This is a genomic window from Pseudomonas sp. NPDC089408 (assembly GCF_044749445.1).
Classification (GTDB): domain Bacteria; phylum Pseudomonadota; class Gammaproteobacteria; order Pseudomonadales; family Pseudomonadaceae; genus Aquipseudomonas.
Genome location: NZ_JBIVHY010000012.1, coordinates 89,207 through 102,271, shown reverse-complemented (window position 1 = coordinate 102,271; position 13,065 = coordinate 89,207). Strand labels below are relative to the sequence as shown.

12 protein-coding genes and 1 tRNA gene are annotated in these 13,065 nt (G+C 63.2%); 7 read left to right on the top strand and 6 right to left on the bottom strand.

Annotation, left to right across the window (positions count from 1 at the left end):
- Positions 1 to 130 precede the first annotated feature (130 nt).
- The 3 genes from cgtA (at position 131) to ACIP02_RS19115 (ending at position 3,027) form a co-directional block, all read left to right on the top strand.
- Positions 131 to 1,357 carry an Obg family GTPase CgtA gene (gene cgtA, locus ACIP02_RS19125; RefSeq protein ID WP_400619228.1) on the top strand — a complete coding sequence of 409 codons (1,227 nt, stop codon included), beginning with the start codon at positions 131 to 133 and terminating at the stop codon, positions 1,355 to 1,357.
- An 85-nt stretch (positions 1,358 to 1,442) separates the two neighbouring features.
- On the top strand, positions 1,443 to 2,561 hold the full coding sequence (proB, locus tag ACIP02_RS19120) for a glutamate 5-kinase (RefSeq protein WP_400619225.1): 1,119 nt from the start codon (positions 1,443 to 1,445) through the stop codon (positions 2,559 to 2,561).
- A gap of 22 nt (positions 2,562 to 2,583) precedes the next feature.
- On the top strand, positions 2,584 to 3,027 hold the full coding sequence (locus ACIP02_RS19115) for a CreA family protein (RefSeq protein WP_400619401.1): 444 nt from the start codon (positions 2,584 to 2,586) through the stop codon (positions 3,025 to 3,027).
- 146 nt (positions 3,028 to 3,173) lie between these two features.
- Here the strand turns inward: ACIP02_RS19115 and mksF are convergent, their stop codons facing one another.
- Genes mksF through mksB form a run of 3 tightly spaced genes read right to left on the bottom strand, consistent with a single transcriptional unit; the run spans position 3,174 to position 7,988 of the window.
- On the bottom strand, positions 3,174 to 6,005 hold the full coding sequence (gene mksF, locus ACIP02_RS19110) for an Mks condensin complex protein MksF (protein WP_400619222.1): 2,832 nt from the start codon (positions 6,003 to 6,005) through the stop codon (positions 3,174 to 3,176).
- Positions 6,002 to 6,709, bottom strand: a complete 708-nt coding sequence (gene mksE / locus ACIP02_RS19105; protein ID WP_400619218.1) for an Mks condensin complex protein MksE — start codon at positions 6,707 to 6,709, stop codon at positions 6,002 to 6,004. The genes mksF and mksE overlap by 4 nt, the downstream gene beginning before the upstream one ends.
- A complete protein-coding gene (mksB, locus tag ACIP02_RS19100; protein WP_400619215.1) occupies positions 6,699 to 7,988 on the bottom strand; it encodes an Mks condensin complex protein MksB in 1,290 nt (429 codons plus the stop codon). The genes mksE and mksB overlap by 11 nt, the downstream gene beginning before the upstream one ends.
- A gap of 285 nt (positions 7,989 to 8,273) precedes the next feature.
- On the opposite strand from mksB, the gene ACIP02_RS19095 reads away from it, so the two are divergent.
- Both ACIP02_RS19095 and rimI read left to right on the top strand, forming a co-directional pair.
- Positions 8,274 to 9,059 carry an energy transducer TonB gene (locus ACIP02_RS19095; protein ID WP_400619213.1) on the top strand — a complete coding sequence of 262 codons (786 nt, stop codon included), beginning with the start codon at positions 8,274 to 8,276 and terminating at the stop codon, positions 9,057 to 9,059.
- On the top strand, positions 9,056 to 9,511 hold the full coding sequence (gene rimI / locus ACIP02_RS19090) for a ribosomal protein S18-alanine N-acetyltransferase (RefSeq protein WP_025337640.1): 456 nt from the start codon (positions 9,056 to 9,058) through the stop codon (positions 9,509 to 9,511). Before ACIP02_RS19095 ends, rimI begins: the two co-directional genes overlap by 4 nt.
- A gap of 35 nt (positions 9,512 to 9,546) precedes the next feature.
- Here rimI and ACIP02_RS19085 read toward each other — a convergent pair whose 3' ends face one another.
- Entirely contained in the window at positions 9,547 to 10,236 is a 690-nt protein-coding gene (locus ACIP02_RS19085; RefSeq protein ID WP_400619210.1) for an NYN domain-containing protein, read from the bottom strand.
- A gap of 275 nt (positions 10,237 to 10,511) precedes the next feature.
- Between ACIP02_RS19085 and ACIP02_RS19080 the strand changes: the two genes are divergently transcribed.
- Positions 10,512 to 11,096: a D-Ala-D-Ala carboxypeptidase family metallohydrolase gene (locus ACIP02_RS19080; protein WP_400619208.1), complete on the top strand. Its 585-nt coding sequence runs from the start codon at positions 10,512 to 10,514 to the stop codon at positions 11,094 to 11,096.
- On the opposite strand, the gene ACIP02_RS19075 is transcribed toward ACIP02_RS19080, so the two are convergent.
- Complete coding sequence (locus tag ACIP02_RS19075; RefSeq protein WP_400619206.1) at positions 11,036 to 11,953, bottom strand: LysR substrate-binding domain-containing protein; 918 nt, start codon at positions 11,951 to 11,953, stop codon at positions 11,036 to 11,038. The genes ACIP02_RS19080 and ACIP02_RS19075 overlap by 61 nt on opposite strands.
- Positions 11,954 to 12,200: 247 nt before the next feature.
- On the opposite strand from ACIP02_RS19075, the gene ACIP02_RS19070 reads away from it, so the two are divergent.
- Positions 12,201 to 12,848, top strand: a complete 648-nt coding sequence (locus ACIP02_RS19070) for a LysE family translocator (RefSeq protein ID WP_400619203.1) — start codon at positions 12,201 to 12,203, stop codon at positions 12,846 to 12,848.
- 77 nt (positions 12,849 to 12,925) lie between these two features.
- On the opposite strand, the gene ACIP02_RS19065 is transcribed toward ACIP02_RS19070, so the two are convergent.
- Positions 12,926 to 13,002 (bottom strand) — tRNA-Met (locus tag ACIP02_RS19065).
- Positions 13,003 to 13,065 lie beyond the last annotated feature (63 nt).

The following is a 13,065-nucleotide window of genomic DNA, read 5'->3' as shown; positions in this document are numbered from 1 at the left end:
CTCTTGCAAAGCTGTTTGTCTGGGTTGCCGGCGTTGGTTTCTACGGTCGTACGGGGCCGCCGCGCTCATTTTTGCAAGAGCCTCATGTTTTTGAGTCATTCAGCTCGTCTGCCGACGAGAGGCGGTTTTAATGAAGTTTGTTGACGAAGTATCGATTCGGGTCAAAGCCGGTGACGGCGGCAACGGTTGCATGAGCTTCCGTCGCGAGAAGTTCATCGAGAACGGTGGCCCTAACGGCGGTGACGGTGGTGACGGCGGCTCGGTATACATGGTTGCCGACGAAAACCTGAATACCCTGGTCGACTACCGCTACACCCGTCACCACGAAGCCCAGCGCGGCTCCAACGGTGGCAGCACCGACTGCACCGGCAAGAAGGGTGAAGACCTGTTCCTGCGCGTGCCAGTCGGCACCACCGTGATCGATGCATCCACCCAGGAAGTGATCGGTGACCTGATTACCCCGGGCCAGAAGCTGATGGTCGCCCAAGGCGGCTGGCACGGCCTGGGCAATACCCGTTTCAAGTCCAGCACCAACCGTGCGCCGCGCCAGACCACCCCAGGCAAGCCGGGTGACCAGCGCGACCTGAAGATGGAAATGAAGGTGTTGGCCGACGTGGGCCTGCTGGGCCTGCCGAACGCCGGCAAGAGTACCTTCATCCGCTCGGTTTCGGCCGCCAAGCCGAAAGTGGCCGACTACCCGTTCACCACCTTGGTGCCAAACCTGGGCGTGGTCAGTGTCGACCGCTGGAAAAGCTTCGTCATCGCCGACATCCCCGGCCTGATCGAAGGCGCATCCGACGGTGCCGGCCTGGGTATCCGCTTCCTCAAGCACCTGGCACGTACCCGTGTGCTGCTGCACCTGGTGGACATCGCGCCGCTGGACGAAAGCAGCCCGGCCGATGCCGCCGAAGTGATCGTCAACGAGCTGACCCGCTTCAGCCCGTCGCTGGCCGAGCGTGAGCGCTGGCTGGTGCTGAACAAGTCGGACATGGTCATGGACGATGAGCGCGACGAGCGCGTCCAGGAAGTGATCGACCGCCTGGAGTGGGAAGGCCCGGTCTACGTGATTTCGGCCATCTCCAAGCAGGGCACCGACAAGCTCAGCCACGACCTGATGCGCTACCTTGAAGACCGCGCCGACCGCCTGGCCAACGACCCGGCCTACGCCGAAGAGCTGGCCGACCTCGACCAGCGCATCGAAGACGAAGCCCGTGCCCAGCTGCAGGCCCTGGACGACGCCCGCACCCTGCGTCGCACCGGCGTCAAGAGCGTGCACGACATCGGGGACGATGACGCGTGGGATGATGATTTCGAGGACGACGAAGACGGCCCGGAAATCATTTACGTGCGCGACTGATCGGTTGCAGTACACTGAACGCCGCTCTTTGGAGCGGCGTTTTTGTATCCACGGTATCTACAGATTCGACATAGGTTGGAAGAAGATGCGAAGCAAGGTGACGGGCGCCAAGCGCTGGGTCGTGAAGATTGGCAGTGCGCTGCTGACCGCCGATGGCAAAGGCCTCGACCGCGGTGCCATGGCCGTTTGGGTCGAGCAGATGGTCGCGCTGCGTGAGGCAGGCGTGGAGTTGGTACTGGTCTCCTCAGGGGCCGTGGCTGCCGGCATGAGCCAGCTGGGCTGGACCTCGCGACCGAGCGCGATGAACGAGCTGCAGGCGGCTGCTTCGATCGGCCAGATGCGCTTGGTGCAGGCGTGGGAGTCGAGCTTCGGCGAGCACGGCAAGCACACCGCGCAAATTCTGCTGACCCATGACGACCTGTCTGACCGCAAACGTTACCTGAACGCCCGCAGCACCCTGCGCACCTTGGTCGACCTGGGTGTGGTGCCGGTGATCAACGAAAACGACACCGTGGTCACCGACGAGATCCGCTTCGGCGACAACGACACCCTGGCGGCGCTGGTGGCCAATCTGGTCGAGGCTGACCTGCTGGTGATCCTCACCGACCGCGATGGCATGTTTGACGCCGACCCGCGCAACAACCCCGAAGCCCAGCTGATCTACGAAGCCCGTGCCGACGACCCGTCGCTGGACGCCGTGGCCGGCGGTACCGGTGGTGCGCTGGGCCGTGGCGGCATGCAGACCAAGCTGCGCGCCGCACGCCTGGCTGCCCGTTCCGGTGCCCACACCATCATCATTGGTGGCCGCATCGAGCGCGTGCTCGACCGCCTCAAGGCCGGCGAGCGCCTGGGTACCTTGCTGTCGCCCGAGCGCGGGATGCTCGCGGCGCGCAAGCAGTGGCTGGCGGGCCACCTGCAAACCCGTGGCACCCTGGTGCTGGATGCCGGTGCCGTGCAGGCGCTGCGCCAGGCCAACAAGAGCCTGCTGCCGGTGGGCGTGAAGACCGTGCAGGGCAGCTTCCGCCGTGGCGAGATGGTGGTATGCGTCGGCCCGGACGGTGTTGAAGTGGCCCGTGGCCTGGCCAACTACAGCGCCCTGGAGGCGCAGAAAATCATTGGCCAGCCTTCCGATGCCATCGAAAGCACCTTGGGCTACATCGCGGAGCCTGAGCTGGTGCACCGCGACAACCTGGTTCTGGTCTGAGGGCGTACGTGTGTTGAAAAGGATGATTGCCGTCGCTGCACTGGCGTTGCCGATGCTGGCCGGGGCCGAGGAAGTGGGCCAGGTGTCGACCGTGTTCAAGTTCCTGGGGCCAAACGACCGTATCGTGGTCGAGGCGTTCGACGACCCCAAGGTCGAGGGCGTGACCTGCTACCTGTCGCGGGCCAAGACGGGCGGCATGAAGGGTGGGCTGGGGTTGGCCGAGGACCGGGCAGAGGCATCGATTGCCTGCCGTCAGGTGGGGCCGATCAACTTCAAGGGTGAGTTGAAAGACGGCGAGGAAGTGTTCAAGGAGCGCACCTCGCTGGTGTTCAAGACCATGCAGGTGGTGCGCTTCCTCGACAAGAAGCGCAATACGCTGGTGTACCTGGTGTACAGCGACCGTATGATCGAAGGCAGCCCGCAGAATGCGGTGACTGCGATTCCGATCCTGCCTTGGGCGCATTGATCGCCTGGTAGATAGCCGGGAGGCCTTTGGCCTCCTTCGCGGCGGTTCGACGCCTCGATGAACCCGCTCCTACAAAGAAGCGCGTAACCCTGTGTAGGAGCGGGTTTACCCGCGAAGGGCCGCAAAGCGGCCCCATTACACCGATATCAGGCCAATTCCTCGGCCTGATCCTCACGCACAACCGCCTTCACCTCATCCAGCCGGCTGATGAACTTCCAGTCCGCCTCGTCGATGTAGATGCCATTCGGCCCGCTGCCACCTTCCAGGTCGATCGCCACGCGCGCCGATACCTGCGGCTTCACGCTCGCCAGAATCGGCACAAAGCCCAACTGCAAGCTGGTTTCCAGCAGCGCTGCCTGGTTGCGTTCATCGATGTCGGCCGCTTCGTCCAGGTAGTACGGCAGGCGAATCCGCCCGGCCAGGTCGCGGTCCATCAGGTGCAGCAACAGGTACATGTTGGTCAGCGCCTTGATGGTCATGGTGGTGCCGTTGGACGCCGCGCCGTCGATGTCGGCGTGGATGATCGGCTGGCCGTTGACCTTGGTGATCTCAAACGCCAGCTCGAACAGGTCCTTCAGGCCCAGCTGGTTGTGGTTGGCCGCCACCAGCCGTGCCAGGTACTCCTTGGCCTCTTCGTTCTTGTTGTCCTGCTCGGCGCTCTGGGTCAGGTCGAACACCGACAGGGTTTCGCCTTCTTCGTACTGACCGGCACTGTGGATGATCTGGTCGATGTGCTTGAGCGCTTCCTTGTTCGGCGCCAGCACCACGCGGAAGCTTTCCAGGTTGGACACCTGGCGCTTGTTGATCTCGCGGTTGAACAGCGCCAGCTGGTGTTCGAGGCTGTCGTAGTCGCTGCGGATATTGCGCAGGGTGCGGGCAATGTCGGTGACTGCCGCGCGGCGGGCCTTGGCCAGGGTCAGGGCTTCGTCGGTGCGGTGCGCATAGGCGTTCACCAGCAGCTGCAGGCGTCGCTCCATATCGTCTTCGCTGTCGAACTTGGCCACGCCTTTCAGGCGCACCTGGGCATACAGTGCCTCGATCTGGTTGTCGACGCGCTGCAGGCCCTGCCAGCTGTCCTGATAGTCGTTGAGCAGCGGCAGCAGGTTGTCCATCGAGTCGTCGATGGCTTCCATGAACGGCGTGCCGTAGGGCAGGTCGGCCGGCAGCAGCTGGCGACGGCGCAGGGCGTCTTCCAGGGTGCGCTGCTTGGACTCGAGATCACCGATCTGGCGGCCGACCAGCTGCAGCTTGGCCGACAGCTGCTGGACGCGCTCGGTGAAGGCGTCGCTGGAGCGCTTTAGCTCGTCCTGGGCGGCTTCCAGCTGCGACAGCTGCTCGAGTTTTTCTGGCTCTTCGGCGGTGAGGGTTTCGCTGCGACGGAAGTCTTCCAGCGCCTTCTGCGCATCCAGCACTTCCTGGTACAGGGTTTCGGTCTGCGCCTTGGAGGCAGAGCGGTCGGCGGCTACGGCCTGCTGGGTCTTGAGCTGTTTCAGCTCTTTTTCCAGGCGCTCCTTCTGGTCGCGCAGGGCGGCGCGGTCAGCCAGGGCCTGCAGGGCCGGCGGGTCGATGTTGGTCAGGTCGATGGCCAGGCCCGGGGCTTCGAAGCGCTCGCCCTTGAAGCCGTCGAGCACCGCTTCCAGCGATTTTACCCACAGGTCGCTGTCGTCCAGCTCGATACCGCGGTCGCCCAGCGGCAGGCTGAACAGCGCGCCGTTGAACAGGCGCATCAGGCGGTCTACGTCCTGCTGCGAGAACTCTTCGCGCAAGCGCGCATAGCTGTTGTTGTCGGCGTGGTCGAGCTGTTGCTTGACCTGCTTCAGGCGTTTTTCCAGGTCGCGCACGCGCTCGTCGAGGTCTTCGGCGCTGAACTGCCGCGACTGGGCCAGGGCGCCGGCCAGTTCGTCGTGGGCGTCCTTGGCGGCCAGCAGCTGCTGCTCCAGGACCTTGACGTCATCGACCAGGGCAAAGCGGTGCTTGAGCACCGACAGCTCGCCCAGCCAGCGCTGAATACCGGTGATTTCCCGCTCCAGGCGCATCAGCTCCTGGGTGCCGCCGCGCTGGTCGTTCTGCAGGCGGTCTTGCTCGCCACGGTAGTGCTCGGACTGGATCACCAGCTCTTCCTTGCGCGCCATGGCGTATTCCTGCCAAGTGCCCAGCAGGGTGTCGAGCACCGGCGAAATGCGGTGCAGCTTGCCGCGCAGGATGTCGCGCTGGGCCACACCACCGGCCAGGGCCTCGACCAGCGGGCCGGCAGCGACCAGGGCGTTGTAGTCCTGCTCCATGCGGCGCACGTCGCGGAAGGCTTCCTCGCACGCGGCAATGTAGTCGACGCTGCCCGAACGCAGGCTGTGCTCGAAGGCGTCGAGGAACAGCTGCTTGAGCTTGGCGGCGGTGATTTCGCGCATGTGCAGCAGGTTGATGAACAGCGCCCTGAAGGTTTTCAGGCTTTGCTCGCTGGTGGAGCGCAGCGGGATCATGGTCAGGTCCAGCGGCACCGAGGTGTGGCCGCCAACCAGCAACCGGCGCAGTTCGTCCGGCTTCAGCTCGTAGGCCTTGATGCCAAGGCGTTCAAGGTTGGTGAACAGTTCTTTCTGGCGCAGGCAGGTGTCGTTCTTCTGGTAGTGGGCCAGGTCCAGCTTGCCTTTGTAGGCGAAGAACTGGTGGCCGAAACCGCCGCCCGGGCCACGACCGACCACACCGATGACGTGCGGGCCGTGGGGCAGGCTCAGTTCGCAGAGAATGTACGAGGTGTCGCTGGCAAAGTAGAAGCGGCGCGATTGCTCGAGGCTGTACTTGCCGAAGCTCATGTCCGACATGCGCGCCAGGATCGGGAACTGCAGGGCGTTGATCGACGCCGATTTACCCAGGTTGTTGGCGCCGTACACCGACAGCGGGTGCTCCAGGGGGAACAGGCCGAGGCTGTAGCCGGCGGTGTTGAGCAGTGCAAAGCGGCGGATACCGTAGCGTTCCTGGCTCATGCGTCAATCTCCTGTTGCTCTTCGCGGATGGCCCGGGCCAGGGCGTCCTCTTCGCTTTCCTCGCCGTCGAAGGGCGTGAGGTCGAGCGGGTCGTCGGTGCGGTTGAGTTCTTCGGGGCTTTCTTCCTCGACCAGTACCGGGGTTGGCAGCGGCAGTTCGCTGTGCAGGGTGGCGGCGAGGTCGCGGTCCTGCTGCACCGACAGGCACACATCGAGGAAGCGGTGCATCGGCGGCAGGAAGCGGTAGATGCCGCCTTCCTCAAAGGCGAAGCCCAGCTGGGTCATGCGGCGCAGGATTTTTTCCTCCAGCTCTTCCACCGTCTGCACTTCGGCCTGCAGGAACAGGTCGCGGTACTTGTCCAGCAGTGATGGCAGCTCATCGCGGCCGATGCTGCCGCCGTCGAGCACGGCCATCGGGTCGCGGCCCTGGTCGGCCAGGTGCTCGACCAAAATGAAGGTGAACAGCGACAGGCGCTGCGCGGTCTTGTTGACTTGCGCGGCGGTCATGTCCGGGACGAAGTAGTAGAAACCACGGGTATCGCAGACCAGTTCGAAGCCCAAGGCCTTGAACAGGGTGCGGTACTGGTCCTGGAAGTTTGACAGCTGGGCGTACAGCTCGGGGTCGCGGCGGCTGACGTGAAAGCCTTTGAACAGCTCGCGAAAGATCGGTGCGAGCTGGGACAGTTCGGAGAGATCAAGATGCATTGGCTGGGCTCGCATTGGATTCGGTAGGCGTGCTGGCGGCGGCTTCGCGGCTGGAAGTCAGGCCGAACGAGCGCAGGCTGACCAGGTGTTCCTGGGTGGTGTACTCGCGGCGCTCGAGGCGCTCGCGCTTGAAGCGCTTTTCCCGCGACAGGCGCGAGAACCAGTACAGCAGCTCGTCGGTGGCGCCTTCGGGTTCCTGCTCCAGCAGCCAGACCATCAGGTCGGGCAGCGGCAGCGCCTGTTCGCAGCGCTCGAGCATTTCCTTGACGGTACGCGGTGCGCGCGGCGCCTCACCACCTTGCGGTTTGTGCGCTTTGGGGAAGCGCGCCGGCTTGGGCTCGAAGCGGGCCAGGGCGTACACGTAGGCCTCGACCTGGCTGGCACTGCCGAGGAAGGTGCTTTGCGGGCGGGTGAACATTGGCATGGCCGCCTGCGGCACGGCATCGATGCCTTTGCGCCGGATCACCGACAGGGCCAGCGCGGCGCCACGGGTCACGGCGTTGTGCCGGCGCGCTTCTTCGCGCAGCGGCAGCAGCAGTTCGCGGGCGTGGCGCAGGGTCAGCTGGGCGCTGGTCTGCATTTCCAGGATGCGCGCATGGGTACGCAGCAGCATGTCGTCATCGACCAGGTGGCCCAGGCGCGCCTGCTCGCCGAGCAGCTTCAGCAATACCGTCTCGACCTTGCGCACGCCTTGTTCGAAGGCGCCGTCGGCGTTGACCAGCTGGATCATCGGCTCGACGTATTCGTCCCAGGTTGCCAGTACTTCGGCGTAACGCTGGCGCAGCGGGATCTGGCGGTTGCTGGTCTTGGCCCGTTCGGCCACGGCCACCAGCGCCTGCTCATCGTTGTCGAGCTTTTTCAGCACATCACGCACGCGCATGTCGAGCAAACGCAGCTGGCGTGCCAGGTCGTCGCTGTCACGGTTGTCGAAGGCGTCCTGGATGTGCCCGGCAAGGCGTTCCAGGTGGCGCAGGTAGGCTTCGATCTCCAGGCACAGGCCCAGCCGGTGTTCGCGGCGCAGGTAGGCGAGGAAATCGTGGATCTGCGCGTTGAGCTCGAAACGGTTCGGGCTCTTGGCCACCGGGACCAGGATATCCAGGCGGATCCACACGTCGAGCAGCTGGGTAATGTCCTGCGGGGTGCTTTCGACCTGCTGGCGGGCCACGTGCTGGCGCAGTTCGACCAGGCTCAGGGTGCCTTGGTCGAAGCGCTCGCACAGCGGCTCGATCAGGGCCCAGTGTTCGGCTAGGGCGCGCAGGACGCGCTTGGGTTCGATCATTGGCTTCGACTCGTTGCCAAGAAAAAGGGGGCGATTGTACTGCATCCGGGGGGGAGGTTTTCACCCCTTGGTCTGTAATGAGAGATAACCTTTGTTCCTGTAGGGGATTCACCGGCCTCTTCGCGGGTGAACCCGCTCCCACAGGTACTGCACAACGCCTTGTGGGAGCGGGTTCACCCGCGAAAGGGCCGGCACAGGCAACAAAAAACCGCCGACCAGTTGCGGCACGCGAATGCCAACAGCGTTAGAATGCCCAATTGCCTCCACCCCTCGGAACCCCGCACCTTGCTCACCGAACCCCGTCGCCGCGCCTTCCTTTCCGCCATGCAAGTGGTGCACTGGCTGCCGCGCGCCGAACTGCCGTTCGCCGCACCGTCTCGGCCCGAGCTGTTGCTGCCGTTGGCGCCGGTCGAGGAGATCGACTTCGACGTCCGCCCGGCACCCGCAGCCAACGACGCGCCGGCTACCCCCCAGGCGCGCTCTGGCGAGCGGCCGAAAATCGAAATCCCGCGCCCGGGCAGTGTGCCCAAACCCGTCGCCAAGCCCGTGGAAGCCGAGGAGCAACCAGCGCCACCGCGTCCGGCCCCGGTTCAGCCACCGCGCTTCGCGTTGCAGTTGTTGCGTGCCGGCAGTTGCCTGCTGCTGGTGGAGCTGGCTACCGGCCAGCCGTTCCAGAGCCGCGATCCGTCGTACCTGCTGCTAAAGGACATGCTGCGCGCCGCCGGCCTGCCCGACGCCCCGCAGATCATCGGCGAGCCAGTGCGCTGGCCGCTGCTGGTACGCGGCAACATGGATCAGGGGCCGGAGGCCGCGCGTGATTTCGTCCAGGGCTTTGTCCAGGCCCGCCTGGAAGACGCCCCGTGCAGCTGCCTGTGGCTGGTGGGCCTGCCGGCGGCACGCTTCGCCGCCAATGCCGACGCAGAAGCCTATTACCAAACCCTGAAGCTCGACGGCCTGGGCGACGCCTGGGTGCTGCCGGGTCTTGAACTGTTGATGGACGAGCCGCAACGCAAGGCGGACGTCTGGAAAGCCATGCGCCAGCTAATGGCGCGCTGGAAGCGCGTTGAATGAGTGATTCGATCAGTTTCCGCCCGATGACCGAGGCGGATCTGGATGCCGTACTTAAGATTGAATATGCCGCGTTCAGTCATCCCTGGACCCGCGGAATCTTTCAGGATGCGCTGAAATCGTACGAAGTCTGGCTGATGTTCGACGGCCAGCAGCAAGTGGGCCATGGGGTGATCAACGTGATCATCGACGAAGCGCACCTGCTCAACATTACCGTCAAGCCGGAAAACCAGGGCTGCGGCCTGGGCCTGCGCCTGCTTGAGCATCTGATGGCCCGGGCCTACCAGCTCAATGGCCGCGAATGTTTCCTGGAGGTGCGCGCCAGCAACCAGTCGGCCTACCGTTTGTACGAGCGCTACGGTTTCAACGAAATCGGCCGCCGCCGAGACTACTACCCGGTCGCGGGTGGGCGTGAGGATGCGCTGGTGATGGCCTGTACCCTGCTTGAAGATTGAGAATGCGGGGTTAGCTCATGAACTGCATTCGGTTTTCACCAGTACGCTGGCTTTAGTGCCGGTCTCTTCCGGGTCGGGACACGATCGGGAAACTGATTAGAAGCAAGCTCTTCTTCGGTAACTACCTGACGCATCCAGTGGGCATTGCTTTTCAGTGATCCCGGCAGCGTTCGCTTCATGCCTTCTCGGTGCGGCAGTATTACTCCCAGCCGGAGCTCCGGGAAATCTTCGCGAACAGCAGTCAAAGCGGGTGCCAGGTCGGTGTCGGCAGAAACTAGGACCAGTTGCTGGATTCGTTCGCCCGCTGGAAGCCGAGCTTGTCGGGCTGCCAGCCGATACATGCTGATAGCGATATGCACATCCGTTTCCTTCTCTTCCAGTTTCCAGATGGCCACCTGGTCAAGCCTGGAGGGTGGCGTGTCCTTGTTCACGAAGCGAGGTGCATTGCGTGGCTCAAGTTGATGCCTTCCGTAATGCACGTCGACACCTTGCGCAATCAAGGCGCGCAGGTAGGTGTCCTGGGCTTCTTTCGAGAGGTTTCCGCGGCTGGCGAGCGATGGTTTCACGCCCGAGGTAAATAAACTGATGGTTATGATTTCGCAGTCGGGTTGTTCGACGCGAAGGATGTGCTTCAGTAAGGCAGGTAGGTTCAGCCATTTATATCTTGTGCCTGCTACCAGGCCATAGAACACGTTGTAGCCATCTATAAAGCAGGCAGTACGCAAGGGTTTCCTTCCCTGAAAACGAAAAAACCGGCACGAGGCCGGTTTTTTCACCCCAACAGCCGACGAACTTAATCATCGCGTACGAGGCTGAGTAGTGATTGGGATTATGCCACGTTGGCTGGGTCAGTCAATGAGGGGCAGGATCCGGCGAACAGGACCATGATGACTGACATTGGCCGGTTAAGGGGGATCAATGCCGCACAATTGTATTTCCCGGCGTTGCGCAGGAAATGGCCTGAAACATCAGCGTCGATCACATTGGCAGGAGAGCCGATATGAACAATACAAGGTGCTGGATGCTGTTACTGAGTTTTGTCTGGGGTAGCTGGGTCCACGCCGACGAACGCGACATCTGGATGTTCGCCCAGTGGGCCGGCGACCATCAAACCCGGCCCTTCCGTGAGATGCTGGTGGATGCGCGCCTTTATGGCGTTGTGCCCATTCACCAGCTGCTGCGTTCGGCCTCGGACTGGAAGCTGTGCCACGCGTCGCCGTTTGCCGTGCCGCCGGCCAGCAACTGGCCAGCCGTGCGTTCGACCCTCTCATTGCTCAAGGCCCTCGACGAGCAAGGCATCCTGCGCCAGTTCGAGGTGGTGTCCGCGTACCGTGAGCCGCGCCTGAATACGTGCGCCGGCGGTGCGACCAACAGCGCCCACACCCGCGCTTTTGCCGTGGATATGCTGCTGCCGGCGTGGGCCGACCCCAACCCTTTGTGCCGCTTCTGGCAGCAGCATGGCCAAGCCTGGAACATGGGGCTCGGGCGCTATCCGTCAGGTCGCATCCATGTGGATACCGCCGGCTATCGCACTTGGGGTGGCGATGGCAGCCCCGGGTCGTCGTTCTGCATCAAACCCAAGTGAGCCAGGCAATCTTCGCATTCGGCCATCACCCACGCTGTGAAGCGCTGGCGCTTGCCGCTGTCGGCCAGGGGCTGCGGGCTAAGCAGGTGGTAGGCCGAGCCGTCGCGGATGAAGCCGAATGGCGCCTGCAACTGTCCGCTGTCGAGCTCGTCGCGCACCATCAGGGCTGAGGCCACGGCCACGCCCAAACCGGCGCTAGCGGCCTGGATCGACAGGTAGAAATGCTCGTAGTCACTACGTTCGCTGTGCCACGCCTGCTGGCCGCTCAGGCGTAACCAGGTGGGCCAGGCAGCGGGGCGGGTGGTGCTGTGCAGCAGGCGTTGGCCGTCGAGTGGGGTAGGGGAGGCAGGGTGGCACACCGGGCCGATCCATTCATTACAGATCTTTTGATTGAACAGCTGCTTGTCCCAGTGGAAGTCGTCGCGGCGGATAGCCAGGTCGACACCACTGCGGGCGAAGTCCAGCGGCCCGCCAGCAGCCACCAGATGCAGATGCAGGTCGGGGTGGGTGGCATGGAAGCGCGGCAGGCGCGGTATCAGCCAGCGCATGGCGATGGTCGGCTCGCAAGACAGCACCAGCACATTGTCGCGGGCCTGGTGCTGCAAGCGCTGCACGGCGCCTTCGAGCTGTTCGAAGATTGCCTGGGTGGTGCCTTGCAGGGCGCGGCCGGCCGGGGTCAGGAAGATGGCCCGGTTGCGGCGCTCGAACAGTTCAACGCCAAGGCTTTCTTCAAGCAGGCGCACCTGGCGGCTGACCGCGCCGTGGGTGACGTGCAGGTGTTCGGCGGCGCGCACGAAGCTTTCGGTTTGGGCGGCGATGTCGAAGTAGCGGAAGGCGTTCAGCGGTGGCAGTTTCATGGCATCCCTGTGTTGCCTGTGCCGGCCTCTTCGCGGGCTCGCCCGCTCCCACAGGTACAGCGCTGGTCCAGAGAACTGCGCTGTACTTGTAGGAGCGGGCGAGCCCGCGAAGAGGCCGGTACAGGCTGTGTATATCTGTGAGAATAACTAGCAGATTTACCTCACTATAAATCGATTTTTACCTCTCTATAAGCGCTCGATAATCACCGTATATGTGCATTTCCATCGCTTATCGAGAGCCGCCCGCATGACCGAACTGATCGCCGTTGCCCTGTTCACCCTTCTAGCTGTCATCAGCCCCGGCGCCGACTTTGCCATGGTCACCCGCAGCAGTTATGCACAGGGCCGCCAGGCCGGGCTTGCCGCCGCTGTGGGCATCGCCCTGGGGGTGCAGGTGCACGTGCTGTACACGGTGCTGGGCATCGCCGTGATCATCCGGCAAAGCCCGGCGCTGTTCCTGGTCATGAAAGTGTTGGGCGCCGGTTACCTGCTCTACCTGGGCTACAAGTCACTGACCAACACCGGGCGGATCAGCCTCGAGGGCGGTACCCAATCGGCAGCCAGCGTGTTGCAAGCCCTGCGCATTGGCTTTCTGACCAACGCCCTCAACCCCAAGACCATGCTGTTCGTCATCAGTGCCTACAGCCAGGTGGTACAACCCGGTAGCCCGCTGAAACTGGCTTTTGCCTATGGCGCCTTCATGTCCGTTGCCCACTGGCTGTGGTTCAGCCTGGTTGCAGTGTTTTTTTCCAGCCCGGTTTTGCGCAAGGCGATGATTGATCGGCAAGTACTGGTGGATCGGGTCATTGGCTTGGCATTAATCGGGCTTGGCCTGGCAGTGGCGGTGAGCGGGGGCGTTGACGCTTCAACAGCATCGCTCCCACAGACACCGTGAAGTGCCAGTTTCTAGCGGGTAACTTTTTCGCAGGCAAAGAAAAAGGGCTTACCTTGCGGTAAGCCCTTCGTCTTGTTTGGTGGCTACACAGGGACTTGAACCCCGGACCCCAGCATTATGAATGCTATGCTCTAACCAACTGAGCTATGTAGCCGATGGCGCGCATTATTCTCTTGAACGCCCCCCCTGTCAACACTCATTTCAAAAAAAATTTGCA